Source organism: Moorena sp. SIO3I6 (genome assembly GCF_010672095.1).
Window position 1 is genome coordinate 1 of sequence record NZ_JAAHHU010000079.1, and the last position, 25,650, is coordinate 25,650.

Sequence of the window (25,650 nt, forward strand, 5' to 3'; positions counted from 1 at the left end):
TGCGCCTGAACCCAGACTACACAAGAGCTTCAGTGACTTTAATGAAAACAGACAAGTATCGCATTTGCAAGTATTGGATTTGTAAGATAATATAAATGGTATAGCAAGTAGCAAGATTGTAAGGATGTGCAGAGTCCAATCAATTGCGAAACAGCCATATGCGCAGCTACTTGCCATTCGTTTTTACAGGTTCTTGACTTATGGAAATACAAATGACTACCAACCTAATACAGGACGAAATCACCATAGAGAATAGCCACTATCCCTGTGAGCTAAAAACTTTGCACCACTGGCTGTCCCGGTTTAAGAATATATATCCCACGTGGGAAATATATAGGGAATAAAAACACTGACCTACTGAATACCAAAAATCAAAAGTCATAACATACATAAAAATGGCAAAAGCCCAATATGGTCATGTTTTTTATTGTAAGTATGGCGCTACTTTTGAAAACTGGTATAAAGGTTAAATACCTACACAAAATTAATTGAGCAACTGATTTTGTGCATCTACTTACCAATTTGAGCCGGGACAGCCCGCCCATAATGCAAGGTTTATCAGTTCTTATACACACAATAGAAAATTGAATATGAAGATTGATCCTATGTTCCAGCAAACAATTGATATATCCGCTAGGGCTGCACCTAAAGACCTGCGGGAAGGAAACTCATATGACAAACCAGTCCAGACCATTCCCCCCCAAACCGAATTGCTCATCCTCTGGGCAATCCAAAAATCAGACCCAAAAGGAGTCTACGGACTTGATATACAACGGGCATTCAGAGAGTGTAGCGGAGGAAACGAGTCCATCTCACTTGGCTCTCTCTACTCGCTACTCAAGAGAATGCGCAAAAAAGGATACGTTAAGTCCTGTGAGGGTGACGCAATCGGAGGTGGAGCCAAGCGACAATATTACTCCCTCACCGAAACAGGGGAATCTGTTGTCAGATACGCTGACGAATTTTTTGCAAGACTACGCAATTGGTCGCCGTAGTGAAATTGTGGATGAAGAGTTGCTCAAACGAACCTTAGAGGCTTCTCCTCTTATTAAATGGGTTACTTTTCCTATCCTCTTTCAACTATTGAGCACTGATGATAAAGCTAAATTTTGCGAAATGTTAGTTCAGCGGGATTTAATGTATCGTGTGCATAAATATCCAAGGTTTTATTTGCATCTACATGATATTTTTATGCTTGCAGATTTACTTCGCTGTTATATTAGTGATGTGATAGGAATTGTTGTTACTATCAAATTGACAAAATAATGTAAAGTATTATTTTAACTGCAAGATAAAATAATGAAGACCAATCTCTATAAATGGATTGGTCTTCATTATTTTTAAGTTTTTCAGTTTAATGACTGACAGTTTGCGGGATGAAGGTTGTAAGTCGGATCAATAGAAACTCCATCTAAAGTTGATAGGACAGTGGAATAGGCATCTTGCCTGTTTCCTACCTTAGGCGGGCAGGATGCCTACTCTGCTCCTATTCAAATACTGTTCTCCAAGGTGTTCACTGGATGTGAGCGTGAACACCTTATTTCCATGGGTACTTGGTAGCGATCGCCCTTAGACCACCCGTTTTTTCTCTAAAACAGAAATGCTCCGACTTAGACCACCCGTTTTTTCTCTAAAACAGAAATGCTCCGACTTAGACCACCCGTTTTTTCTCTAAAACAGAACGGTTCCGTCTTACACCATCCGCAAGACTAATCAACACAGGTTGATACTCTTCCCCAAGACCTCCTTAACGATATAGACATAGTCCTTGTTCTCCCTTTGGGCAGCTCGAACCAGAGGAAGCTTCGACACCTTAACTCCAAAGTTCTTACTTTGCCAGCCCTTCTTGGGGTTTACCAGAACCTTGATATTGATTCCCCAATACCAATCGGAGTCCCTAGTGCGATCGCCTTCCACCAGGGGATAGGTGCGCATAACACCATCTTTTCCCCTGCGGTTACTAGTGAACTTGTACAAAGTTCCATGCTGCTTAGACGCATCTGGGAGGCGGCAGCATAAGCGGTCTTCTATAGTCAGTCCAAGCAGATTTACCTGCTTAAACGAAATTCTGCTGTACTGGTTTCCGTACCACCACTCAACGTCTAAACGAAGGGTATTTCCTGGAACAGCTCGGATTACTGTCCCTATACGACCATCCTTAGAAGAGACCACCAATTGACCAATGGCATGTTCATGACAGTAGTCAACGATAGAGAGTTGTTTCTGCTCCTCGATGGGCAGCTGATTTTTTAGAGAAAAAGCCGTAGCACTATAGTCATCCCCAGGATTTTTTAGAGAAAAAGCCGTAGCACTATAGTCATCCCCAGGATTTTTTAGAGAAAAAGCTGTAGCACTATAGTCATCCCCAGGATTTTTTAGAGAAATATCGGTAGCGCTATACCCAGTCCCTTCTTTGCTGCCAGACCCACTTTGCGGCAGAGAGGGCGAGGGCTGCTTGGGGGACTGATACTGTTTGGCCGATAAGCTTTCTGGCTTCTCTTCTTCCTTCTTGTCCTTTTTCGGCGTGGAGACAAACATCTCCGGTTCTAAGTAATCCGGTGGGAAGCCGTGTAACAATAGCATCGCCTGAACGCTCAATTGTGAGCCACTCGGCAGAAGCCCCGAACTCTTCCACCAGCGCTCGCACTTGGTGCTGCCAGCGCTCCTGCCTGATATTCCACGCCCAGTTAGCAAGGTAGGACAGAGAAAAGACTCGGACTCTGCGATAGCTGCCGCCGATCTGGTGGCAGCCAAAGATAGCTGGATCCAAGACTTCGTATCCAATCTTTGATACTTCTTCAACCCATGTGTCATAGCCCCTATAGATGAATCCTTCGGGTTGCTCAAGAAGGACCATCGAGGGTCGTCCTTCTTCAATGCATCTGATGAATTCTTTATATAGAGAGGACTCGGGATGGTCAAGCCCAGTTTTGTCGCCAGCGGAGGATGTACCAGTGCAGGGGAACCCCCCAACCATGAAATCATACTCACCCGGCTTGGGGTGGAAACTCCTGATATCCCCGAAAAGCTCATGACAAAAGTTCCGTTCAAGGACCTTGATGGCAAAAGGGTCGTTTTCCACAGATCCTTCCCACAAGAATCCCCCGATCTGTTTGGCAGCATAGGGGAATCCCCCAATCCCCTCAAACAAGCCGATAGTTCTGATAATTCTGATGGATTCACTGAGTCCATACATTGGTCTTGATGATATTGCGTACGCGAGCCTCCTCGCTTTAATTCTTCCCCAGTGCTAGGGCGGGCTTCACATGGACTCAGATCAGAATCATGATTGACCTCATACTGATTGAGATCAAAAAGTTCACATTGCTTATATCGCTTTCGCTTGTATTGTCGTGACCTTCCTTTCAAGAATCTCTGATCCAAATCGATTTGATATGGATTTACTTGAGAATCAGGACTTGTCTGATATTGAGATAAATCGAAAAATTCACATTGCTGATATTGCTTTGGCTTCTGCGTTCGCGTAGCGTGGCCGTAGGCCAATCGCGACTCTTTTTCCTCAAATTCCTCTATGTCCCCGTCCAAATCCGTCTGATGTGGATTTACCCCAGAGCTAGGATTTATCCCATATTGGGACAAATCAAAAAGTTGATATTGCATTGTTAATTCCTCCCTACTCCTGCTCTGGATTCGTAGGAAAGCCCGATGGCGGCAAGTACTTTTGTACTAAATTATTGAGTAGTGATTGTTGATAATGCCTGCGGTACTCAGCGAAGTTTTCTGCGGATCTTTCAATAGCGCTCTTTGCTGGGATCCAACTCACCTGATCTGGGTTACCCGATGGCTCAGATGGCTGGCACTCCGAATTACCCTGGGGTGGTTGATACTCAGGGTTATCGCACTTCATAGCAATGTACCAGGGCAATATCTTCCCGTTAGTGTATATTGCTACCCATTCTTTGGTAGACCCAGAAGTAAAATGGTAACTCCTGACAGTTGAGTTAGCGTTACACCACTCAACAAAACCAGGGGGTGGAGATGGAATTGGATCCCCCTTGACCTGTTCATTAGCCTCAAAGTATTGCTCATCAGCCCCCTCTTTCAAAAAATGAATGAGTAGCCCGGTTCGGTTTTTTACCCACCCTTCCCTTACCGCCTCCTCTACCTTGTTCAAGGCGTAGCCAATGTTTGCATAGAAATCGATCATGTACTTCATCACAGCAGCTGGCTTGATCTGAAGCCTTCTCAGCTGTATCTCTGCTGCTGCGATCGCACGCTTCTTCTCAGCGGCGGCGGAACTTACTTCCAGCTCCTCCTTTATATCCTTATTATCATTATCACAAGGGAGGGGAACAGCTTCTACCCCTTGATTACTTTCTTCTTGGTCTTGATCATTTTTTTCTTCAACACACGGGTGGGTGGGTGGGTGACATGTAGAGTTTTCTATGGAAGGTACTCTATTATATGATTCGGCCATTTTGTCCGAATGAATACTACCCATTTTGTCCGAATTGATTTGGCCAAAATCGTCAAGAATGATGCGCTTGACTTTCTTTTTGAGCTTCTTAGAGCCAACTGAGTACACAAAATTCTCAAAAATTTTGATGTTCTTGACTCTCTCTTTGAGCTGCTGGTAGTTAACTGAATACCAATTCACCTGGTAGTAGCTTTTAGCAGATAAGCGTTTAACGTACACTAAACCCTGCTTGCGAAGATTTTTAACGGCTCTCCTGACCGTCCTTTCAGAAACGCCTATGCGTTCTGCCCACTTCTCGCCACTTTTGTAGTACCATCTTCTTCCCTGTACTACGTTGTTAAATACTATCGACCAGTAGTGAATTTCCTGCAATATGAAAGCTTCTACCTTCCCGACTGCACCTGCAAGTTCTGGTAGAAATATCAAAGGTCTTTCGTCCGACAGAAGTTTTGTCGTACTTTTTGCGCTATAATCTAACATAAGATTAATTTGAATAGTGCCCCATTCTTTTGTCTTTCAAGACTTTGAAGGATGGGGTTTTTCATTCTCCGGTAAACATAACAAAAATATTATATAAAAAAAATACGTAAATTTTACAAACTTTAAATATTTTTTAATAAACGAAATATCTTAATGAGCGATATTTTCAGAGAGGCCTTTATTGCTACAATGGACGAGTTTGGCATAAGGGCCAAAGACCTAAGCGAGAATTCTACTGTGTCGCGCCAAGGCATATCTTTGTTTCTCAATGGGAAAAGCAGCTGGAGGCATGACACTTTAGGAGCTGCGTTTCAAGCTTTTAATCCAGAACAAAAGGCGTTCTTTATTTCGTACATAACCAAAGTTTGGGATATTGATGATAAAGGCAACACTGGTTTGTTGGAGCTGGTGAAAGCCTTAGATCCAAATAACGATATCCACAGGAAATATGCTGGAGAGGTTCTAGAGGTAATCAGGAAGAAGTTCCTCAGCTAATTCATGCGGGAGTAGGGAACGGGGAAGAATAGGTGTGTACTTCACATCCCCGTCAGTCAATGAACGAAAAACGAATTGCTATCTTCTCTGAGATCGCCACAGTTACTTTGATTATCGCACTGGTGATAGCGTCACTGATCACCCAGGAAAAGCCTCCAAGCGAATCCAGTAAAATTTATCCATTAGTATATAAATCAATAGCCCATTTACCTGTATGTAGTGTCAAACCAAATTCGGTTTATGACGGGGACACTATCAGAGTCATATGTGGCTCTGAAGAGAAGAAGATCAGATTTGCCTGTGTTGACGCCCCCGAGAAGGCTCAACTTCTCGGAATCGAAAGTCGAGATCACCTCAGAAAACTCCTAAAGCGTGGCAGGATGAGGGTCAAAGTTGACTCTATCGCCACTGACCGTTATGGCCGTACTATCGCTGAACTCTGGGTAAACCGGGGAGTGGACTGGGAATTAGTTCAATCTATCCAATCGTCAGATGGTATGGTTTGGGGGTACGAGGCTTATAAGTCAGATTGTCCCAACTGGGATGCGATCGCTTCTACCCAAGCACGAGCACGGTCTGCTAAAATCGGGGTTTGGGCAAAAAATGCCCAAGCTATTCCCCCATGGGAGTGGAGGAAAACTAAGCGGCGTTAAGCGATCAAAGAAGGAAATCAGATGGTATCCCAACTTGAAATTTTTTTCGTCACCGGGGATGAAGTAAAGATCCTTGATGGAAGGTACAAGGGGCAGACTGGCGTGGTTGCCAATGAGAAACCTAGCACACCCTATCAGAAGGCTAGGATCTGCGTTGACATGTCCCGGGGTATCAAATGGTTTAAACGGGAGCAGTTGGAAAAAATTATATCAGTTAACGAAGAAACTAAATCATCTGAGCAAGTTGAATCACCAGTTAATGATAAAACTGAATCATCTGAGTCAGCTGAGCTAGAGGTAAATAGTGTAGCTCAATCAGACGTAACTTATCAATGGCTTGACCCCAAATCAATAGAGCTAGAAGATGGTACTCAGTCGAGGACCACGACTGACGAGAAAGCGATCGCACGATATTGCTTAGAAATGGAAGAGAATCGTTGGGACTGGCGGCACGACCCCCCAGTAATCTTCGATGATGGTAAAACTAAGCGTCCAGGTGATGGACACCACCGAATCAAAGCAGCAGCACAAGTCGAGCAACAAATTTTCTGTGAAGTCCGCATCGGAACCCTAATCGATGCCATTCGTTACAGCTGCTCCTCCAACCAGCGCCCCAGCTTACACCGCACCAATGCTGATAAGCGGCGGGCGGTTGAGATGATGTTCCAGACATTGATTGAAGAGTTTGGATCATTAGATGCCATTCCCCGTAGTCAGGGTGGTAAGCGAAAAGGTCTAGATTGGACTAACCGCCGAATCGCTGAACATGTTGGAGTAGGAAGGAGCTTGGTCAATGATATCCGTGCCGAGTTAGAGTTAACTGACCGGATCTGTCAGTTCACTGAGGGCGATCGCGTTGAAGTAATCAAAGACAAAAATTTACCCGATTGGACATCACCGGGCGAACTTGGGACAGTCAGCAGCAAGGATAAAAAACTGGGGCTGCTGGTAAGTTGGGATAACGATATCCCACGACACATTCATCCAGATAAAGTACAGAAAACCCACTTACCCAAGCCTTCCCCTACCCCAGTACCAAAGAGTATTGAAAGCGAACCCGCTCAGGTTCCCACTTCAGTACCAAAAAGTAACCAACCAGCAAAAGTTCATACTCCAGTACCAAAGAGTATTGAAAGTGAACCCGCTCAGGTTCCTACTCCAGTAGCAAAGAGCAACGAACCCGCTCAGGTTCCCACTCCAGTAGCAAAGGGTATTGAAAGCGAACCCGCTCAGGCTCCTACCCCACCACCATTGGTCAAACAAGAAGTAGAACAGGTGGTTGCACCAGCTGAATTTAAGGATAAAGATTCACAAATACCTCCTGAGTTACCCCATAACCCAGCACCAGTACTTGATGAGAAGGACTCACAGGTATCCCCTGATGTCCCCCCTGAGTTACCCCACAACCCAGCATCAGAAGATATTGATGAAAGTGAAGAATTTTTCACTATCAAACTTTTACCTGAATCCATGAAGGATATTACTACAGTAGTGGTAAATAATGCTGAACATTTTTCCCATGAGCAAGTCCAGATGATATTGAAAGCACTAGTGACTAAACATGGAATAGGTGAGATTGACGAAATTCTCAATAAGTTGGAGCAGCAACAAGTTGGTTGAAGCTGGAGCCAAGCAATTGACCTAGAGTACACCAAAGCTGTTGAATAAATAGGCAGAGGTGTATGAGGCATCGCCATGAAAATTGACCGTCATGGCCGGGCAAAGATTTTAACCGCAGAAGAAATCCAACTGTTGTTTAATGAAGGGGCAACCCTTGACCCGCCACGAGACCGGGCGCTGTTTGCCGTGATGCTCTACACCGCCTGTCGGGTCAACGAAGCAGTAAACTTGAAAGTTAGGGATGTCTACGATCGCAAAGGTTTCGTGCGTCCCGTTGTTCTGTTTCGGAAAGGTAACACAAAGGGTAAGCTTGCCACCCGGACCATCCCGGTACTAGAAGATTTACGAAAGTACTTAACTGACTATCACCCTCCTAAGTGGGCAGACTACCTATTCCCCGGCAGACATGGGAAAAAACACATCACCTCAGATGCCGCCAGCTGGATCCTTCGTGAAGCGTGTAAGCGGGTGGACATAGAAGGAGTCAGTACTCACAGTTTCCGCAGGACAGCACTCACCCAACTAAGCAACGCAGGAATTCCCCTGCGGGTAATCCAAGAAATATCCGGGCATCGGACACTAGATGAATTGTACAAGTACTTGGAAGTGAAGCCCGAGCAGGTAAAGGGAGCCATCAGTGCCTTATCTATGCTTGCCCCTGTTGAATCCACTGAACCTGCGCCAGATTACACCGGCAAATCGACATTACCCGATGTAACTAATACCCCTTGAATCATTACCTGCCCGGAACCCCTGAATGTGATCGCGCTATGCCAAGTATGGAAGGGTAAGGATAGGACGGTTTATTTACCGGAAGGTGCGATCGCTCAAGCGCGGAAGCTTTGCTTCCGGAGCGAAGCGTCGGCTTTGCCGAATCGCGTTTGTTAATGATTGGTTGAACACGAGGGGTAAACAACCAGGGGCGCTGTTCCAATACAGAAAGGTGGGCAGATACAGTACAGAACTATGACCCCCCAGGCCGTGTTGTTGATTTTGCAGAAGCGGGCTAAAGAAGCTGGGGTAGAGTCCTTTAGTCCTCATGACTTTCGCAGAACCTTCTGCTCTGACCTGCTCGATGCTGGGATTGATATTGTGACCGTCCAAAAGTTAGCTGGTCATGCTTCCCCTGTAACTACCGCTAAGTATGACCGGCGGGGTGAGGAGGTTAAGCGTAGGGCGGTGCAGAAGTTGGGGTTTTAGGAGAAGGAATGGTGGCGGGCGCATCTGGGTGTTTAAGTTGCGCTTTAGTTTCATGGATGCATTTGCCTGGCTTGTGCCCTAGGGCGTGATCGCATTCAGGGGATGATGTACGGTTATTGGTAGTGGGTAATGGGTATGGCGGGTGTGGGGAACGCCTATATAGTATAAAAAGCATCAGAAGAACGAGCCAGTGCGGGGGATAGGCTGCTGTACCATCTTGTTAGATTATCTTCTAACTGGTTCCACAAGAGAATAACGAGAAGTAGACACTCTACAAAAAAATAGTACCCGAGAGGGTACCGTCTTCCCTCAAACAAACTTTTTAATATAAATGTATGCTTTGAACGGCTTAAAGAAAGTGGATTTTAAGTAACAATACTGACATTTATTTACACTTTGTTTTCCCCGTTCATCGCATATGAATCTTTATCAACAAAGAACGAAGAACCATGACTACGAATTTAGAACTAACAACAGACATTCTTGTTCCTACAACGGATTTAGAACTAACAACGGACATTCTTGTTCCTACCCTATATCTTGAACATGTTCCTGGACCATCACTACTAGCAGCTGCAACAGAAGGAACATCTTGGAATGTTTCTACTGCAAGGGGGCGAATTCAAGGTGTTGGCGTAAGTGTATCTGGGCTTGGTGCATACGCACGTGCAAATGGTTCAATGAACTTTTCGACCAAAACACTTGAAAGTTCGAAAACCTATAAAGAGATGAGAAAATCTTACAAGTTTTCTGCTGGTCTCCGTGGTTTTTGGAGTTGGATTGGCCTTGGAAACAATGCTTCCTACCACAAACAAGAGTTAACCAAAGTGTTTAACGAATTAAGCAATGTTAGCAGGACAAACGGACGAATCAACATTGATCTTATGGTCACTGGCTTATTTCCTAATGTTCCAGTATCTGCTTCTGCATACATCCAAGCTTTTTCAGTGTCATCAAAGACAGATAGCAGGATTAACTTCTCTGTTATCTCTACAGATGCAGCCAATCAAGATACTGGGGCTCAAGATCAGAATGGTCAAAATCTTCCTGTACAAGACAATAACAGCACTATCGACATTTAGACATTTTAATGTTAGATAATTGTAGCTGAGTTTTTACGGCACTTAAAAATAGTGCCGTATTGTGGTTTTGTTATCATTGACAAACAAGTGGAGGGCGTGGGGAGTATACCGACATTTCTATTGTACAATTCTCTTACTGCTGCCTGCTTGCTGAGTGGGACGCTGCCATTAAGGATTTCGCTAACCCCAGGCTTGAATTCGGGTTTGAGCGATCGCACCTAGGGAACGCGATCGCCCTTTGGTCACGCTACGCGATCGCCCTTTGGTCACCCTACGCAATCCCAAACAACTGCCCACACCTCAACCCTCAGCACACAACCGACACCACCTATCCACAAAACCCCCAGCACACACCCGAAAACAAAAACACCGTGTACCCGAAAAGCAACCTCTGTACCAGAAACTGAGAACAGAAACTCCAGCCGTCGAGCTTCAACAACTGGGGAAACATTGGAATAAAAATCTCCCGGTGCTCAACTCAACCAATTATTTCGCTGCTCTATCTACTCCAGAGTTAACAACAACTACAACCTCGTAACCAGGGGATTTACCTTTTCACCAATGGTGGTTATTGATAAAGGTTGGTAACAGCAATTGTTCAAGCCAAAATCACCATTGTCATTGAGCAGCGCACCCCAGAATTCTGGGGTCATCTCAGAAATTTTTTCTCAGCACTGTACATAATATGGAATCGCGAAAAAAAAATGTCTAAACAGAATTCTGCACCTGAAGGAGCGATTCGCCCCGAAACGCTGATGAGCGAGCTTGGTATTAAAAAGGACGCTTACTATAAGGACTTGAACCATTTGAAAATAGAAGCACAGACCGATTCAGAAGGTAAGGCTTACCTTACACAGGAGCAAGCTGACCAAGTCCGTGCTTTGCGAAGCCATGTCAATAAAACTGGGAAAAGAAGTGGCTTCTCTAATAATTCAATTGTTAAAGCTGATGATAGCAACCTCGCAAAAGAGAGCCAAGCTACAACTTCAGAAATCGAAGGAGATGTATACGTTAAGCCGGAAAACCCGACTGATCAGTTTGATGTAAATAACCTAATGAGGTCAGCAGCTGAACTTAAAGCTTATGAGATGGCTGTGCCTGACTTGGTGAAAAGAGCTTTGGCCGACAAAATGGTTTGGGATGATTTGCCGGAGGATTTGCAACAGAAGATAACCGATGCCGAGGAAGCGGCTAACCCAAAATATACTCCCGTTTCGATAGCAGACAAACTGTTAGCTCAAAGTCGAGGCGGGAGTTAGGGAAAGATTTTGAGAGAGCTTGCACTGCTGTTAGAGCTGGTCATTCTCTACTCATCCTTGGGGAGGCTGGGGTGGGTAAAGGTGAGTTTGCCCAGGGGCTTTATGAGGAACTGCTGGGAGAGTTTTCAGCTGCGATCGCAATCTACAAAGGAAGTGGGAAAAAGTTCTTTCAAGCCCTGGCCTTCCAGCTGGACATTCCTACAGAAAATGATGAGGGTAAGTCTCTCACTATGGATCAGCTGAAGGAGGAGATCGCATCTAACTGTAATGACAGTACACTATTGATTTTCCCGGAAGCGAAACGACTGACCACTGGGATTCGGTATTGGTTAGAGGACTTAATGGCTAGTGGGGTCAGGGTGGTTTGTCTGGCTGTGGCGAATCCTGGTAGGGACATCTTCTTGGAAATGCTGGAAATTGAACTAGAGATGCCTTCTGACCAACGGATTCGGGAAGTGATGCGGTCGGAAGCGAAGCGCCAGGGGTTGAATCTTTCGGAATCCCGACTAGCTGAACTCCAGCCACTAGCTGGACGTAACCCGATGGTGGCTAAGAAGGTGGTCAGGAATGAGTCACTTGGACTGAAACAGCATAAACCGGAGCATACTCAGTATGTGGTGATCATGCCTATTATTATTGCTGCTCTGATGAGCTTTGGTATCATCCGTTTCATCGGTATGGGGACTGGGAATAAGTCACTCTATATATTTGGTGGAGTTAGCCTGGTGGCTGGCATGACCCTTAAGCAACTAGGTTCGATTCGTGGTGCAAGAAAGAGGTTAGGGCAGTAATTATTATGATGAGCATAACCCACAGCTTGATTGCAGCAGCAGGAACTAGTTTGGTTTTGGGAACTGCTGACCCATCGCTGTTGGGCTTGGCTGTAGTTGGTGCCCAGATTCCGGATATTGATACTACTACGAGCACTATTGGGAAAATCTTTTATCCCCTCTCCAGCTGGATCGAAGATAGGTTTCCTCACCGCAGCATTACCCACTCACTGCTGGCCACTGCGACTATTGCTGCTGTGTCGGTGGCTGTCGGACATTTTTGGTTAGGGGATTGGAAGGGTGCGATCGCTTTTCCCTTGGGTCACCTGTTAGCTTGTTTTTCAGATACGTTCACTAAGCAGGGGGTTCAGCTGTTCTGGCCTGAGCCTGCTTGGGCTGTATCTGTGAGTAATCCCAGACGACGGATTAAAACTGGGGGTGCTGCTGAGCTGTGGGTGCTAGTTTTTGCCACAGTGTTACTAATGATTGGTATCTGGCTGGCCAATGGTGGCGGGATTACAACCAAAGTTACTCAGAGTCTTGGTCTGAGGGATGGTGCGATTACCACTTACAACCAGAACGCTAGCACTAATCATATCTATGCGGAAATCACAGGTGTTTGGGCTAGCGATCGCTCTGATGCCTCTGGTCGCTACTGGATTATCGATACTGCTGGGAGTGAGTTCATCGTAACGGATGGAAACGGTATCTATAAGACGGGGGAACAGATTACTATCTCTAAACTCACTACCAATATTGGTCAACCAGCTCAAACTACAGTCTTGACTTTGAGTTGGGACGATGAAGACCCTATTCCCGGATTACGGCAGCTGGCAGCACAATACCCTGGTGCTGCGATTTTCGTTAATGGCCAGGTAGCTGTGGATTTCCCAGAGGATGTGAAACCAGCTGCACAGCTTAATCAACTTCAGACTGTTAGCGTGAGCGCCTCGACACTAAAATTCACCTATTGTCCACTGACTACAGCTATCACTAAGTTGACTGATCAGTACGCTGTGGGAAACCTAAGTGTGAAGGTAATCACACCAGCAGCAGATGAATTATGGAATGGGTAACTAACTTAATCGGGATTAGTATTGCTGGCACGGCAGCGGTGCTGGTTGCAGCTAGTCCAAGTCAAGTTTCTCTTGAACCAGTACCTGATGGCATTACCCCGGTTACACAGATTCAGCCCACTGCGCCAAAACGCCACCGGATAAACGTAACAGTGACGGCACCGGAGGATATTAAGGTGAAGCAGGGGGATAGGGTAAAGGTAGGTGAAACTCTGTCGGACCGCACTGCTCAACGAAAAACACTGGAGGCAAGACGGAACCAGCTGCAAATTGCGATCAATCAGATGAGTTTACCGTTACCTCCTATCCAACAACCACCAACACCTTCTTTCAGTGAGGAAGAGGCTGCGATCGCGAAGGCTCGGAATGATTTAGCATTGGTCGAAATGGAAATTGAAGCAGCTCCACCCCTCCGCTTCAAGATGGATTATCTCAATGTCATCCACGACCAAGATAAAATCCAGAGACGACAACGGTTACAGGAAAAGCGCATCAAAACACAGATTGCGATCGATTCTGCTATTGCTCGGTTAAATGCTGCTAAAACTCGTTACCAACAGCAGATTTACCGGCATTCTCTGGAGATGATGACGTATCAAACTAATTTGCAGCGGCAGCAGTACCAGCTGGCATCTTTGGTGAAGCAGTCTCAAGAGGTAGAGAAGGAGCTGGCAGAGTTGAGTATTGTGCGATCGCCCTATGCTGGTCGGGTGAGACGGGTGAAGATTGTCTCTCAGACAGACCGTGTGATAACTGCTGAGATAACTCTTGATGTTAGGAATGGTGGTTGATTTTACATTACTGAACAGAAAAGGTACCCTTAGGGGTACTGCGAAGCCAAGGCTAGATTAGGCATTCTGTAAATGTGTTCATTGGGAGCAGGTCAAACTTGCAGAACACATTAACTATAAGTATCAGAGCAAGCTAAAACCCATAAGGGGCAGGGTAAACGCATCTTATTCTGAAATGTCTACTGAATATGAGATTTATACGATAAGTATTATGCTTATTAATTTTGAAATCTCTTTTGAGTAAGGCTTCTGGAATTTAGATGCGTTTGCTTTGTCATGAAAGGGCTATAGATTTAGCATAAATGTTCTGTATAAGTGACATGCTCCCTGTTCATTGAAATTAATTAGGAGGAGCAAATGCTCACAAATAAAGAATTAGAAAAGGTAAATAGCTGGTGTGCAATGAATGATCCAGCTAATGTCTTACGTGTCCGAGGAGAAGAGCCAGTATTTTTCAGAAGTGGATTCTCTGGAATCCCAAATCCTGTTGTATCCGGTGGTGCTGTTACCGGTGATGGCTTACAGGATGCTTTAGATAAGGACAAGGCTTTCCAGGGATTTATGCCACCTGCTGGCGAGAATCCAACCATGGACCAATATGACAACTTGTTAGCGATTTTTAGGAGTAATCCAGGCACAGGATGCACCACTGTGATGGATATGGCAAGAATTGCAGCAGGCTTCAACCCTCTCAATCCTGATTTAAAGGACAATGAGAAAGCTTTCGATGATTATGTCGGAAGGATTATGTCAGCTCCTTTTTTCTTTCTAAATGATTCAAGTCGTACTGAGTATCACAGAGGAGAAAAAAGCTGGAATCTTGCCGTTAATGATATTGTCAACCTTTACGAAGGAATTGAGAAAAACAGTAAAGATCAAATCAGGAAAAGTATTATAAATATGACACAGGCTGCCGCTAGCCGAAAAAATACTAGGCAGACAAAGAGCTTATTTGCACAGAGTACTCTCAACTTAGAGAACGAAATTCAGGTTTACATTTACTCCAGCAATATTTCTCTGATAGAAAATAAGGGAAGGAAAAGTACCTCAAGGCAAACTGATATAAGCATTGTAAAGGCGAGGTTGACCTTTTATAAGAATCTGTGGCCTTCCTATGCACAGATAGTTATGAACAGGCACGTAAAAATGATAGATGCTTGGGTGAAGGATAACACTACACAGCCAGGAGCTAATCTTGTTGACCTTACCTGCTTTAAACCCACAGCCTAGTATCTAAACAGGACTTACGCGGTTAAGTGGATTTCGTCCCCTTAGCTCCCCAATTTGGTGGTGCGACCCTGACGGATTTAATTACGGGTCAAGGGCACCAGGGGTAGCAAGGATGTCAAAGTCCCCCAAGCGAGGGATTGTTCGCTTGGGGAACCCACGGGGGCAAATGCGTAAGTCCCATAAACTGGGTAGTGGTAAACAAGTAGTGATTTTAACATCCGAATAAATCAAAAACCCGATTTCTCTATGTCCGAAATAAGTGAAATAGAACAACCTATTACAGTTAAAGAGCTAGTGCTTGGTGATTGGAATGATGCATTGATTGAAGATGATAAGGTTAGGAAACAATTAGGTAAACCGGGATTGCTTGAAGTGTTGAAAACTAGTCCTGCTACAGGATGCATCACTATTATGGATATGGCAAGGTTCAGCTCTGGTTTTAATCCTTTCAAACCTTTGTACTCAGACAATTACAAAGCTTTCTTAAATTATATTGACACGATTAAAGAATCTGGTGTTTTCGACGTAAATCCTATTATTAGGGAAAAGTTTGTTAATCATAAAAACGATTCTTGGTTTCGAGTGATAAATGCTATTTTAGCTTACTATAAAGACGTTACTACTGTTTACGAGCTAGAAAAAATAAAAGTAATGTTAAACAGGTTGGTAAATAATGCCAAAAGTAGGTTTTATGAATGGCAGAGAAATAACTTATTTGCTCAGCAAATTGTTGAAGTTGATAAAAATCAAATTATTGTTGAAATTTACAACAGCAAAGTGAATCTCCGAGAGAGTACAAATATAAATTTTAGTGGGGATAAGATAAGAAGAGAGGCTTTTTTTATTATAGAAAAAATCAGCTGTATATTTTACTTTAACCGTTGGGCTGATTATGCCGAAACAGTCCCAAATACACATATAAAGTTAGTTCGTGATTGGCTGAATGAGAATCCACGGAAAAGTAGGGTAAGCAGAAGAAAAACAGAAGGATGCTAAGGAACTGGGTTACATTAAAGCGATCTGGGATCAATAGAGGAAATAGTAAGTTATAAATTGAATTCCGATAAAATCCTGGAAAGAGGTTTTTAGTTATTTCATCTCTTCAAGGGCTGGCTGTATAAACCTGGGGGGCAGTATTCCTAACGCCCCCCAGGTTTTAGCTTTATCTAGACCTGTCTTGGATCTGTCTTTTTGATGGCTGCGATTCTCCTAGGTCGCCGCTACGCGATGAAGCGTTCGCAAAGCGTGGCCTACGGCCTCAGCTTCCGCGCTTATGCGATCGCCTTTGGCGCAGCAAAGCTGATCGCACACCCAAACCCCATCTCTACATGCCCGGCTCATCCCGTTGGTAATGTCTTAGTCATTATCGGGTAGTGATTCTTCTGTTGTTGGAGTCTTGTAGGTAGGTAGAGACCGGATGAATTCTCTGATCAGTTCTGTCTTACCCCTGTGATACTGTTTACAATACTCCTCTAGTGCCTCAAATTCATGCTCTGGGAGTTTGAGGCTCATATTTTTTATTTTCGGCCTTGTCATGGATACATTTATAGTGTAATGTTTAAATAACGCTTATAACATTACCCAGTAAACTTCATGACGTCACAAGAAACAGATAGTGTGATGGGAGTGAATAGTGCTCACTCCCATCACAACTGTGGTAGAAGACGAACTCCTACCTGTTCTTTGCAAGCTGCTTATAGTTTATCTGAAAGGTTGTTCGCTTAGCGTGGCCTTTTGGCCAAGGTTGTTTAAGGTTGTTGAAGGTTGAAGGTTGAAGGTTGTTGAAGGTTGAAGGTTGTTGAAGGTTGAAGGTTGTTGAAGGTTGAAGGTTGTTCGCGTAGCATGGCCTTTTGGCCAAGGTTGAATTCACTTCTGCCTTCTGCCCTCTGCCTTGTTTTCCCAAAAGTATAAGTATTAAACGTCTTAAACTTTCCTTAGGTTGCTATTAGCTACAATTGTAACAAACCTAACTATTTAGTTGTAAATAATTATTAAACTATTAAAATTTTATCCAGATTTTTTTGATTTTCCACTTGACAACAACCATAGCCACTATTTATAATATATTCATGGCTAAAAGAGCCGCGCTTCTTGCTTGACCCGGCACAAGCGCGGCTCTCTCCCAAACCACAGTTTAGGTAACTCTATCATGCCAAAAAAACGATTCGTTCATCATCCCATCGATTATCAGGAAGCGATGGAGCGTCTTGAGCAGCTTGGACAACAGAGGGAACCGAAGCAGGAAAATTCCTATCCCTATCCGATCACAGAACGAGAGCAAATTCTAATCCGACTGTATAGTTACTATCAATTGGGCATGACACCCCAGCGGTTTTACCAAAAATGGGACTTAACCCAGGAAGATATAGCTTTGATCTGCTCTTGTTCCGTTCACACTGTTAACGGCTGGTTTAACACCCGTCGTCGCTGTTCCCCTCCCACTGCTGGTCACTTGCGCCATCTGGCGATTATGGATTTTTTGTTGGAAGATTTTGAGCAAATTCCGAGGGAGTTATTGGATCGATTGTGCTTGAAGGAGGACAGAATGGTGAATTAAGAATTGAGAATGGTGAAGGCAGAAGTCAGAAGACGGAAGTCAGAAGGCAGAAGTCAGAAGTTCCAATTCTACATTCTTAATTCTTCATTCTTCATTCTTAATTCACAAATTTCGTTGTCGATTTTCTATCTCTTTTAAATCCTCTGGATCGTCATTGGAACAATGTTCAGTTTGATAAACTTTGACAGCGATCGCAGGTAAAATTCCATAACATATGGGTTCTGCGAACTCACACGCTTTTTGAAAACTCCATTCCCCACCTCTTGGAAGCCGACCATCGGGAAATTGCAGGGTCATCACCCCAATATTAGTCCCAATATTAGTATTAAATCCATCACCAGCGAGAGCATGTGATACGCAGTGCTCTCGTATTGATGGACCACCGTATCCACCACTTATTCCAACTACCAGGTATCCAACAGAATTAGCGAATGCTGCATGACGATAAAGATTGCTTTCTGGGTGATTCTCTTGACCCCAATCAAGGGCTTTCTTAAGGATTTCTGTGTAGTCCATGATTTTTGTGTAGTCCATAGTGGCAAAGTTTAAGGTTTTCTATGAATGCGATCGCTGTCTTATCTTGAATCTAGTCAGATTATAGTAGGGATGAAACGGGTTGTTAATGATTTTCGTGCGAATGAGGAAATAATGTATTAGGAATTGAGATAATTTATTAGATAGTAATCGGCTTATAAACTACTGGTTGATATTGTTTACATATCAATTCAAAATGCTATAGTAATCTATCAATTCTCAGGCTCCATCTCCGCAAAGTGTTCCATCAGCATCCGGTGGATAAAGATGTAGCCTCCTCCTACTTTTTGTAGGAAGATGCGATCAGCGGCATAGTCCAGGAAGCGGGCATAGTTCCAAGGGATGTAATTGTTACGGTAGAGGACAAGGCGGAGGCTGAAGTGTTGGATGCAGGCTTTACCACCATTTAATAGCCCTGCTATCAACTCAAACATCAGCCCAAACATCAGCCCTTCCGTCAGCCCTGGTATCAGCCCTGCTATCGACTCAAACATCAGCTCTTTCGTCGGCCTTTCCATCAGCCCTTCCATAAGTCCAAACATCAACCTTTCTATCAACTCTTCCATCAGCCCAAACATCAGCCCGACCATTAGCCCTCTCATCAGCCACACAGTTATAGCATTACGAACTGATTTCCAAATTCCTTGATTTGGACTTATTTTTGTTTCAATTTCTGAACTCTCCAGCCCTCCCATTAGCCCTCCCATTAGCCCTCCCATTAGCCAGACTATCGACCATCCCATAAACTCAAGCTTAAACCCTCCCATCGTCGCAAATATAAGCGTTTGCATTGGACTCTCCAGTGTAAATAGAAACCAAAGCGACAGTCCAAACATTAGTCCAAATATCAACCCGATCATCAACCCAAACTTTAGCAGGTGAATCAAGATTTTTTTCCAATTAACTTGAAGCATTTCAACTGTTTTAATTTCTTCCATTAGCCCTCCCATCAGCCCTCCCATCAGTCCAAACATCAACCCTCCCATCAGTCCAAACATCAGCCCTCTTGCCAGCACTTTTATCAGCACTCCCATCAGTCCAAACATCAGCCCTTCCATCAGCCCAAACATCAAACTTTCCATCAGCCCGACCATCATTCCGACCATCAGTCCAAACATCAGCCCGACTATTAGCCCTTCCATCAGCCCAAACTTTAGCCCATACATCAGCCTAACCATCAGCCAGATTATCAACCCAACCACCAGCCCTTTCGTCAGCCCTTCCGTCAGCCCTGTCATCAGCCCGAACGTCAACCCAAATATCAACCCGACACTCAGCCAGTAAATTTGTTTTTGCTTTCTATTTCTTAGCCAAGATGGCTGCATTTTTTCAATTAAAAATACTGTTTGCGACTCCTCAACCATCCTCTTGGCCATCCAAATTAGCCAGTGCTTTACTTGCGCTTTCTTGTATCGTTGATTAGTCTTCCGACGCTTAAACATTTTCTCAATATATGCATCAAATAGCTGCTTGCGCCGTTCCTCCACTACCTCAGTTCTGGGCAAATCCTCAACTGCTACTCCCTGATAAGCTAGAGTCATAATATTGAGCATTAAAGGTGACTGGGCTAACTCTTGTAATACTGTATCTTCTGCAATTAATGTCCTCAATCCCGTTAAATCATCCCCGACACTATCCAAGTAATAGCAAACTTGTTCTAAACTAAGCAATCTTATACAAACTGCTTTCTGAAAATTTAGACGATTAGATAAAGCTTGATAGTCTTTAATCCGACTACACACTACCAGTTCAGCACCATACTTCTGATGGAATGTGTTCAAAGCAGCAATACAGTCGTCTCGATAGTCTGCCTTTACTTCATCTAAACCATCAAGCAATGGGAGAAGTTGCTGTTGTGTTACTAAAACTTTTCCAATTTTCTTGGGTACTTGATATATAGTGTTCAGTTCCTCTACTAACCAATCAGTTATCGTCTGTCGTTTATTTGCCCAAGAGGAGAGGTTAAAGACTACGGGAATTAGCTGATTAGTGTCTTGTTCAGTACGAGCGATTAAATCCCTGGTAAGTTCCAGTAAGGTTGTGGTTTTTCCTGACCCTGGTTCCCCTAAAATTAGTAGGGTTCTTCCTATACCAATTTGGTCAAAAACATCAATTACTTTAGTCCCTTCGGGAAGGGGTTGAGATGAGTCGTCACCGATTTCGATAATTTCGCTCAAAGGATTAGTAATAGCATCGGGTCTCTCCTCTAATCCCAATTCAATCAGTACCTGGTGATAGAGAGATTTTTCCAGAACGCCCTTGACCCAATAGTTCTTGACTTTAGTGAGTAATGCCTGACGGTTGCGGTATTCTTGGCGAGGAGTTGAACTTTGACTAACCCAATTAACAAACCACTGGAACTGGGAAATACTCTTCCCAATTCCAGCTTGTTGTCCATCACCCATTGAGCCTGGATTTGTCTGTTTGATGTCTCTTTGTTCAGTTGTTGCTGCTTCAGCAATAGCAGCAATAGCTTTATCTTTTAAGCTTGGGCTTCCAGGGTTTGCCCTACGTGCAGCATAAATTAATTTGTCAACCCAACCCTCAGCTTCTGCTGTTTGTATTAAGTTAAAAACAATCTCGTTTAAGTTATCTCCTCCAGCAATTGTGTTTAAATTGTCATTTAATTTAAACGATACCATTTGCTCTAATAATGATTTATTAGGGAAAGCATCAGTTAAAGCCTTTTGTAGTATTTTGCGTTGTTCACCGGATAAGCCCATATTTTTACATATGTTATTAGTTCAGACAAACATTTCTGAAGGGGTAACGAAACAAGCTGAAATGCTTGGTATGTAAAGGTAGTACCATTTTATGGTAAAAAAAAGGTAGTGGGACTTTAGCAAGGGAGCAGGGAAACAATCCTGTGAACCTCATAGTTATGAAAAACGCTCACTAGGAAAACTTCAGTCGTGACAGTATATACTTCACCACTCTTTCCCATTGCTCACTGGACATGCCAGCTTTTTTGAGCTTCTCAGGTGTTATCTCTTCCCCCATGACGAACATCTGGTACAGGAGAACCATGCGATCGCAGAACTCCTGAACGGTTATCCCCTCATTCTCCAGATGCTGGAGGATCTCATCCTGATCACTTAACAGTAATTTGAACGTCATGTTCTTACCCCGGGACTTAACTTGAGTTCCGGTGTCATAGCCGTTTTTTCCCAATGGATTATTGATTTTGAATCCTTTCTGAGTATTCATACTTATCTTGCTTCACTTGGTGTTGCTGGTAGGCTGCACCTGGCTTGTCCCTGTTTTAGAGAAAAATAGAGGCTTAATACCTGGGTTTATTCCGGTAGTTACTTGCAAAAGCCGTAAGTGTATCCATCTTTTCGGTGTATCGCCGAAATGTCTTGAGGAAAGCAACTTTTGTATCCTTTCATTCCCAGAGGAGTGAATCCAAAGCTTCCCTTGCTTCTAGGGATGACTCTACCTATCCCTAGTTTTTGGTGTTTCGCTATATCCCCAGTCATCCATCCTTTAATAGGCTTCAGTGGGTTATGCCTAATAGGGTAACCGTACTTGTTGAGAGCAGCTTTTTGTCGTCCTCCTTGTCCTTTACAGGTAACCAATAGAGGCTGCAACGTCTTCAGAGCTAAACTTTCAATATTTCCAACACAAGCGGCGTCAATCCAGTGCTGCTTAGGTAGCCCTAACCTTGTCCGGTTGTATTTAGTCTGTGCTCCTGTTCCAGTTACGACCACTCTAGAATCTTTGAGTACCTTAACCAATTTATTTCGAGTCGCGTTTACCGCTGCTGCATCCGTTAATGGTTGTTTGGTTTTGGTTTTGATTTTTTGCAGCAAGCTAGGTTTCTTTTTTAGAAACTCTTCTATAGGCTTATTCCCTTTGCGCTGATTGCACTTTTCGCAAGCCAAACAGAGATTGCTCACTCTGTTACTGCCACCCTTTGATATTGGGTGAATGTGCTCAACCTGTAGAGGTACGTTTTGCTTCCCGCAATAAGTACATTCTCTGCCCCACTTTTCGAGTAAATACTCTCTAACTTCGTAGCCAACTAACTCACCTTGTTGGTACTCTACTCCACTGATTTCAGGATTTTGCATTTTTTGAGTGTCAAACTTAACCCGTTCAATCCAGATTTCACGGACCGGACAGAATTTGATTAATCGCTTGACCCAGGTTTCAGTTGTCAAAATCCTGTGCTCTAAACTAGGAGGGAGCCAGCCCTCTGGTCGTTTGCGGTTAAGGAATCTGGGCTTTCGGTAACGAGTGTTGCGATTACGCCTTCCGCGTCTGACAGCTCTTCTGGATTCCAGTTTTTTCTTGATCAACCCTCCTCTGTGTTCTAATTCCATTCCCCAAATAACTTGCCCGTCTCGAACCAGGGCGAACCCAGCAGTCTTGCTGCCAGGGTCAATCTTTATTTGGCAAGGTAAGATGACTGGATTAGCGATCGCAGTCTTCAAGATGATTGTGAATGGATACATTCTAAAAACCGCAGCTTTACCTTTATCTAATAGGCGTCGTGCCTTCTTTGGGTGAATAGGGTTTAATGGTTGCTTATTCGCGTCAATCACAAAAACATAATTTTGCATTGTTAAATGCCTCAAATTGGTAAGGTGTGCCTCGACAATGTTGTAAAAGCTTGTTGAGCTAACTACACGGTTGCCTTCGTCTTAATAGTTAGCGATAGAACTACAAACTGGCGTTCATCTGTAGGTATCTTGACTTAAACAACGTAGTAAATAAATACTTAGTCTGCATCCTGGTAGGTAATTCCGGGGGTTACCGGGAATTACCAAGGCTTAGACCAGGAGTCTGGACATGGCACTGGCACGCATTAGTCTTATCCTCAGTATACCATAGTTAACACTAAAATGCACAGGAAATATTTTTCGATAAAATGACTTGACATTAGCTGCTATCCTTAGTATACTGAGGATAGAAACGGAAGGAAATCACGACTAAATACTTTCCTCCCGTTGTCAGTCAAGTTACAGACTTATCAATATTATGCTATATGACCAATGGTTGGACTTCGAGCAAGAATCGAAGATCCATCAGACTGATGGTTTTGCAGAAGAAACCATGCTCTCTTTCCAGGAGAGAGGATATCAGGATGGCTATTCAGGAAACTGGAAAGGCCGCTGCGATTACTTCAACGAGCTAAAGCAAGTTTGCCATTCCTCAAAAGTATGTCGAAAAAACTGCCGGTATATGTCAGGCTTTTCCTGTGGGAAACATGACGCTAAATTCGACAAATACTGGGCAAATTTGAACCCTAATTCAAGTACGGAGTTTTGAGGAAATGAATGAAACTAATTCTCAAAATGGGGCAAGCCCAATATTACCTCCAGATCTACCGTCTCTCCGAAAGTCCATATATGATCAGACTACTCGTGGCTGGATGCGAGAATTTCCAGAAATTATGTCTGACCTTTCCGCTCCAATCCCGTTGAAACTTGTTAGTTTCAAACCACTTTATAAAATCTACCCGGACAGAACTCAAAAGCTGATCGGACGTGCCCCTTATCTACGTTCATCAACCATATCGTTGATATTAGATTACATCACTCCGGGGTGGAGCAAACTTGATAACATAACCATGTCGTCCGACATGGTTATTGTCAAGACAAAAATTCAAATCTTGTGCGCTCAAGGGCTTTTTGAACGGGAAGGTTTAGGTTCTGAGCCAACTTCTTCAACTAAATGGGGTGGTCCAATACCAAAAGCAGCAGCCCAAGCCATGCGCAGAGCAGTGGCTTTATTTGGACTTGGGCGTTGCTATTGGGACTCTGAAACGGCACGAGCAACTGTTGCTAGCTATCAGAAAAAGTTTGGACTACCTCCACTTGAAGAATTAAACAAGGAGGCGTTTTGATGATGAACTAATTTCTAACTAAAGTAACGCGATCGCACTATCCGCGATCGCGTACACCTAGCAAAAAGTAAAATTAGGAGGTAGTTGGATGAAAGAGCTTGGAAGAGTAGAGCTGAAGCCATTTGTTGAATGGTGTGAATCAAAAGAGCATATGCTCGAAGAGAGCATATACAGTCAAGATTATAACCGTCTAGTAATTCCACTTGGTTACAAGCTAGTTAATGTCAAACCACCGAAAGTTATTAAAGCACATTATGACGAAAGAATGGACAAACTAGCATCAAGATTTTGTCCAGATTGGAAATTATCTTTACTTTGCAAGTACGGCAAAGGAGGAGGCGTTCGGCTTCATCGGGACGCATCAATATATGGGAGGCAGGCTTTTGTACTAAGTAGCACTGACTATCTATTCATTATTGATGGTTTAGAGTACAGCTGTAAGGGTGGAATCATTTATCAATTTGATTCTAAGAAACTCCATAGCGTGCCACCGTTGGAAGAGCAAAGATGGGCTTTAATCTGGTGGGAACCATCGAAGCTTTGGAATGAACAATTCCAACAACTAAGTCTTTTATAACTTCATTGAAATTAACCCAATAGTAAGCTGTGATCGCACACCATTATTCATGCGATCGCAGTACACACCAATAGACAACCTATCCTAAATTGTAACTAGGAAAAATCCCAAGGAGAAACAAGCATGAGTATAATCTCATTTGTACATAGTGAAATCAAGGAAGACATAGTCGCATTTTTGTCAATAGACATAAAAGACCCTTTATTAACTACTCTAATTCAAGAGATTAATATAGGTTACAAAAAAGGTTATTTATTTGTAAGATATCGAGGGAGTTTATTGTGCAAAGTAACAGATTCGGAAGCTTGGATATTCCCTGGATATCAGACAGCATACATTCCTGAGTATTACGACAATTATTTTGTGCTTAAAGCTACATGCGAGTATCTATCACAATATTATTGTTTACCCCCTGGAGACATAGGTGTCATTGAATCACGTGATGATTGGAAAACCGAAGGACACTATTTGATTGATTATCCAACTTTAGCTTGGGAAAACGATTATAACATTTTAACTCTAGATTTAAATCACACTTTTCCTGTCAGGGAGAATCCTTGTCAGCGTCAGCCTCGTCAAAAAATCAAAAGCTGCTCTCGCTGTAAATATTATGCAGAAGGAGAACCACTTCCGTGCGCCGTGAATCCATCTTTGTCTTCTAGTATTAATTATTGGGAAAACAACGATTGTATTCACTGGGAAGAAATAAAATAGACTTCTTCCAGTTGTCGGGAACAGGGAACAGGGAACAGGGAACAGTGGACAAGAATTGACGTAAACACTATCAGAAAAATACTTTTGCAAGAGGTCTAATTAACTCCCTACTCCCTACTCCCTACTCCCTACTCCCTACTCCCTACTCCCTACTTCCGCACGGAGCTCCGGGGGTGCCGGGGCGCTGGGAAACCGATCAACCACTTTGCATCACCAGTAACCAGCCCCGTGCATCCCCCGGAGCGGAGTCTTTGCAACCTTCGTAAAATCCCCAAAAGTATTGATTTCTCGTTGATTTTCACCGTAAATCATGGTATACTGAG

Annotated in this window: 28 protein-coding genes; 19 read left to right on the plus strand and 9 right to left on the minus strand. The window is 43.6% G+C overall.

From position 1 onward, the window contains the following. Positions 1-605: 605 nt before the first annotated feature. The gene (locus F6K49_RS53500) at positions 606-995 is read left to right on the plus strand and encodes a PadR family transcriptional regulator (RefSeq protein WP_366514213.1); all 390 of its coding nucleotides are present in this window, start codon (positions 606-608) and stop codon (positions 993-995) included. Beyond that, the gene (locus F6K49_RS21400; RefSeq protein WP_366514211.1) at positions 967-1,266 is read left to right on the plus strand and encodes a hypothetical protein; all 300 of its coding nucleotides are present in this window, start codon (positions 967-969) and stop codon (positions 1,264-1,266) included. Before F6K49_RS53500 ends, F6K49_RS21400 begins: the two co-directional genes overlap by 29 nt. Positions 1,267-2,395: 1,129 nt before the next feature. Here the strand turns inward: F6K49_RS21400 and F6K49_RS53505 are convergent. The 3 genes from F6K49_RS53505 to F6K49_RS21420 all read right to left on the minus strand — a co-directional run bounded on the left by F6K49_RS53505 (position 2,396) and on the right by F6K49_RS21420 (position 4,864). Next, positions 2,396-3,196 (minus strand): DNA cytosine methyltransferase, encoded by an 801-nt coding sequence (locus F6K49_RS53505; RefSeq protein ID WP_366514212.1) that lies wholly within the window; start codon positions 3,194-3,196, stop codon positions 2,396-2,398. A 205-nt stretch (positions 3,197-3,401) separates the two neighbouring features. Then, complete coding sequence (locus F6K49_RS21415; protein ID WP_293099863.1) at positions 3,402-3,524, minus strand: hypothetical protein; 123 nt, start codon at positions 3,522-3,524, stop codon at positions 3,402-3,404. Between the two features lie 110 nt (positions 3,525-3,634). Further along, positions 3,635-4,864 (minus strand): HTH domain-containing protein, encoded by a 1,230-nt coding sequence (locus F6K49_RS21420; protein WP_293099866.1) that lies wholly within the window; start codon positions 4,862-4,864, stop codon positions 3,635-3,637. 207 nt (positions 4,865-5,071) lie between these two features. Here F6K49_RS21420 and F6K49_RS21425 point away from each other — a divergent pair, with 207 nt between their 5' ends. From F6K49_RS21425 to F6K49_RS21485, 13 genes are all read left to right on the plus strand, one after another. Next, positions 5,072-5,413, plus strand: coding sequence for a hypothetical protein (locus F6K49_RS21425; protein ID WP_293099869.1), 342 nt, complete (start codon positions 5,072-5,074; stop codon positions 5,411-5,413). Positions 5,414-5,472: 59 nt separating this feature from the next. After that, positions 5,473-6,066: a thermonuclease family protein gene (locus F6K49_RS21430; RefSeq protein WP_293099872.1), complete on the plus strand. Its 594-nt coding sequence runs from the start codon at positions 5,473-5,475 to the stop codon at positions 6,064-6,066. A 21-nt stretch (positions 6,067-6,087) separates the two neighbouring features. Further along, complete coding sequence (locus F6K49_RS21435; protein ID WP_293099876.1) at positions 6,088-7,686, plus strand: KOW motif-containing protein; 1,599 nt, start codon at positions 6,088-6,090, stop codon at positions 7,684-7,686. A gap of 75 nt (positions 7,687-7,761) precedes the next feature. Continuing rightward, on the plus strand, positions 7,762-8,418 hold the full coding sequence (locus F6K49_RS21440) for a site-specific integrase (protein ID WP_293071093.1): 657 nt from the start codon (positions 7,762-7,764) through the stop codon (positions 8,416-8,418). 234 nt (positions 8,419-8,652) lie between these two features. Further along, complete coding sequence (locus F6K49_RS21445) at positions 8,653-8,886, plus strand: site-specific integrase (RefSeq protein WP_070392867.1); 234 nt, start codon at positions 8,653-8,655, stop codon at positions 8,884-8,886. 449 nt (positions 8,887-9,335) lie between these two features. After that, positions 9,336-9,968, plus strand: a complete 633-nt coding sequence (locus tag F6K49_RS21450) for a hypothetical protein (RefSeq protein ID WP_293071097.1) — start codon at positions 9,336-9,338, stop codon at positions 9,966-9,968. 581 nt (positions 9,969-10,549) lie between these two features. After that, positions 10,550-11,227, plus strand: coding sequence for a hypothetical protein (locus tag F6K49_RS21455; protein ID WP_293099881.1), 678 nt, complete (start codon positions 10,550-10,552; stop codon positions 11,225-11,227). A 71-nt stretch (positions 11,228-11,298) separates the two neighbouring features. After that, the gene (locus tag F6K49_RS21460) at positions 11,299-12,018 is read left to right on the plus strand and encodes a hypothetical protein (RefSeq protein WP_293099884.1); all 720 of its coding nucleotides are present in this window, start codon (positions 11,299-11,301) and stop codon (positions 12,016-12,018) included. 5 nt (positions 12,019-12,023) lie between these two features. Continuing rightward, entirely contained in the window at positions 12,024-13,073 is a 1,050-nt protein-coding gene (locus tag F6K49_RS21465) for a metal-dependent hydrolase (RefSeq protein ID WP_293099888.1), read from the plus strand. After that, a complete protein-coding gene (locus F6K49_RS21470) occupies positions 13,061-13,864 on the plus strand; it encodes a hypothetical protein (protein WP_293071105.1) in 804 nt (267 codons plus the stop codon). Before F6K49_RS21465 ends, F6K49_RS21470 begins: the two co-directional genes overlap by 13 nt. A gap of 357 nt (positions 13,865-14,221) precedes the next feature. Beyond that, on the plus strand, positions 14,222-15,094 hold the full coding sequence (locus tag F6K49_RS21475) for a hypothetical protein (protein ID WP_293071107.1): 873 nt from the start codon (positions 14,222-14,224) through the stop codon (positions 15,092-15,094). A gap of 246 nt (positions 15,095-15,340) precedes the next feature. Then, positions 15,341-16,090, plus strand: a complete 750-nt coding sequence (locus F6K49_RS21480) for a hypothetical protein (protein ID WP_293071109.1) — start codon at positions 15,341-15,343, stop codon at positions 16,088-16,090. Positions 16,091-16,288: 198 nt separating this feature from the next. Beyond that, on the plus strand, positions 16,289-16,468 hold the full coding sequence (locus F6K49_RS21485; protein ID WP_293099893.1) for a hypothetical protein: 180 nt from the start codon (positions 16,289-16,291) through the stop codon (positions 16,466-16,468). Here F6K49_RS21485 and F6K49_RS21490 read toward each other — a convergent pair. Both F6K49_RS21490 and F6K49_RS21495 read right to left on the minus strand, forming a co-directional pair. Further along, positions 16,451-16,606, minus strand: coding sequence for a hypothetical protein (locus F6K49_RS21490; RefSeq protein WP_293071113.1), 156 nt, complete (start codon positions 16,604-16,606; stop codon positions 16,451-16,453). The genes F6K49_RS21485 and F6K49_RS21490 overlap by 18 nt on opposite strands. 160 nt (positions 16,607-16,766) lie before the next feature. After that, positions 16,767-16,952 carry a hypothetical protein gene (locus F6K49_RS21495; RefSeq protein WP_293071115.1) on the minus strand — a complete coding sequence of 62 codons (186 nt, stop codon included), beginning with the start codon at positions 16,950-16,952 and terminating at the stop codon, positions 16,767-16,769. A 291-nt stretch (positions 16,953-17,243) separates the two neighbouring features. Here F6K49_RS21495 and F6K49_RS21500 point away from each other — a divergent pair, with 291 nt between their 5' ends. Next, entirely contained in the window at positions 17,244-17,651 is a 408-nt protein-coding gene (locus F6K49_RS21500; protein ID WP_293071117.1) for a hypothetical protein, read from the plus strand. 102 nt (positions 17,652-17,753) lie between these two features. Here F6K49_RS21500 and F6K49_RS21505 read toward each other — a convergent pair whose 3' ends face one another. The 4 genes from F6K49_RS21505 to iscB form a co-directional block, all read right to left on the minus strand. Next, positions 17,754-18,185 (minus strand): hypothetical protein, encoded by a 432-nt coding sequence (locus F6K49_RS21505; protein ID WP_293071119.1) that lies wholly within the window; start codon positions 18,183-18,185, stop codon positions 17,754-17,756. A 212-nt stretch (positions 18,186-18,397) separates the two neighbouring features. Further along, positions 18,398-20,908 carry an effector-associated domain EAD1-containing protein gene (locus F6K49_RS21510; RefSeq protein ID WP_293099900.1) on the minus strand — a complete coding sequence of 837 codons (2,511 nt, stop codon included), beginning with the start codon at positions 20,906-20,908 and terminating at the stop codon, positions 18,398-18,400. A 172-nt stretch (positions 20,909-21,080) separates the two neighbouring features. After that, positions 21,081-21,392, minus strand: a complete 312-nt coding sequence (locus F6K49_RS21515) for a hypothetical protein (RefSeq protein ID WP_293099903.1) — start codon at positions 21,390-21,392, stop codon at positions 21,081-21,083. Positions 21,393-21,490: 98 nt separating this feature from the next. Continuing rightward, positions 21,491-22,750, minus strand: a complete 1,260-nt coding sequence (gene iscB / locus F6K49_RS21520; RefSeq protein ID WP_293071125.1) for an RNA-guided endonuclease IscB — start codon at positions 22,748-22,750, stop codon at positions 21,491-21,493. Positions 22,751-23,463: 713 nt separating this feature from the next. Here iscB and F6K49_RS21525 point away from each other — a divergent pair. The 3 genes from F6K49_RS21525 (at position 23,464) to F6K49_RS21535 (ending at position 25,327) form a co-directional block, all read left to right on the plus strand. Then, entirely contained in the window at positions 23,464-24,036 is a 573-nt protein-coding gene (locus tag F6K49_RS21525; protein WP_293071127.1) for a hypothetical protein, read from the plus strand. A gap of 88 nt (positions 24,037-24,124) precedes the next feature. Then, complete coding sequence (locus F6K49_RS21530; RefSeq protein WP_293071129.1) at positions 24,125-24,613, plus strand: hypothetical protein; 489 nt, start codon at positions 24,125-24,127, stop codon at positions 24,611-24,613. Between the two features lie 123 nt (positions 24,614-24,736). Continuing rightward, positions 24,737-25,327 carry a hypothetical protein gene (locus F6K49_RS21535; RefSeq protein ID WP_293099908.1) on the plus strand — a complete coding sequence of 197 codons (591 nt, stop codon included), beginning with the start codon at positions 24,737-24,739 and terminating at the stop codon, positions 25,325-25,327. Positions 25,328-25,650 lie beyond the last annotated feature (323 nt).

Coding starts and splice junctions, on each gene's coding strand:
- F6K49_RS21485 (WP_293099893.1), top strand. CDS start 16,289: ATGGCTGCGATTCTCCTAGGTCGCCGCTACGCGATGAAGCGTTCGCAA.
- F6K49_RS21535 (WP_293099908.1), top strand. CDS start 24,737: ATGAGTATAATCTCATTTGTACATAGTGAAATCAAGGAAGACATAGTC.
- F6K49_RS21500 (WP_293071117.1), top strand. CDS start 17,244: ATGCCAAAAAAACGATTCGTTCATCATCCCATCGATTATCAGGAAGCG.
- F6K49_RS21475 (WP_293071107.1), top strand. CDS start 14,222: ATGCTCACAAATAAAGAATTAGAAAAGGTAAATAGCTGGTGTGCAATG.
- F6K49_RS53505 (WP_366514212.1), bottom strand. CDS start 3,196: ATGTATGGACTCAGTGAATCCATCAGAATTATCAGAACTATCGGCTTG.
- F6K49_RS21490 (WP_293071113.1), bottom strand. CDS start 16,606: ATGAGCCTCAAACTCCCAGAGCATGAATTTGAGGCACTAGAGGAGTAT.
- F6K49_RS21515 (WP_293099903.1), bottom strand. CDS start 21,392: ATGAATACTCAGAAAGGATTCAAAATCAATAATCCATTGGGAAAAAAC.
- F6K49_RS21505 (WP_293071119.1), bottom strand. CDS start 18,185: ATGGACTACACAAAAATCATGGACTACACAGAAATCCTTAAGAAAGCC.
- F6K49_RS21440 (WP_293071093.1), top strand. CDS start 7,762: ATGAAAATTGACCGTCATGGCCGGGCAAAGATTTTAACCGCAGAAGAA.
- F6K49_RS21480 (WP_293071109.1), top strand. CDS start 15,341: ATGTCCGAAATAAGTGAAATAGAACAACCTATTACAGTTAAAGAGCTA.
- iscB (WP_293071125.1), bottom strand. CDS start 22,750: ATGCAAAATTATGTTTTTGTGATTGACGCGAATAAGCAACCATTAAAC.
- F6K49_RS21445 (WP_070392867.1), top strand. CDS start 8,653: ATGACCCCCCAGGCCGTGTTGTTGATTTTGCAGAAGCGGGCTAAAGAA.
- F6K49_RS21425 (WP_293099869.1), top strand. CDS start 5,072: ATGAGCGATATTTTCAGAGAGGCCTTTATTGCTACAATGGACGAGTTT.
- F6K49_RS21450 (WP_293071097.1), top strand. CDS start 9,336: ATGACTACGAATTTAGAACTAACAACAGACATTCTTGTTCCTACAACG.
- F6K49_RS21530 (WP_293071129.1), top strand. CDS start 24,125: ATGAAAGAGCTTGGAAGAGTAGAGCTGAAGCCATTTGTTGAATGGTGT.
- F6K49_RS21470 (WP_293071105.1), top strand. CDS start 13,061: ATGGAATGGGTAACTAACTTAATCGGGATTAGTATTGCTGGCACGGCA.
- F6K49_RS21435 (WP_293099876.1), top strand. CDS start 6,088: ATGGTATCCCAACTTGAAATTTTTTTCGTCACCGGGGATGAAGTAAAG.
- F6K49_RS21510 (WP_293099900.1), bottom strand. CDS start 20,908: ATGGGCTTATCCGGTGAACAACGCAAAATACTACAAAAGGCTTTAACT.
- F6K49_RS21525 (WP_293071127.1), top strand. CDS start 23,464: ATGAATGAAACTAATTCTCAAAATGGGGCAAGCCCAATATTACCTCCA.
- F6K49_RS53500 (WP_366514213.1), top strand. CDS start 606: ATGTTCCAGCAAACAATTGATATATCCGCTAGGGCTGCACCTAAAGAC.
- F6K49_RS21430 (WP_293099872.1), top strand. CDS start 5,473: ATGAACGAAAAACGAATTGCTATCTTCTCTGAGATCGCCACAGTTACT.
- F6K49_RS21465 (WP_293099888.1), top strand. CDS start 12,024: ATGATGAGCATAACCCACAGCTTGATTGCAGCAGCAGGAACTAGTTTG.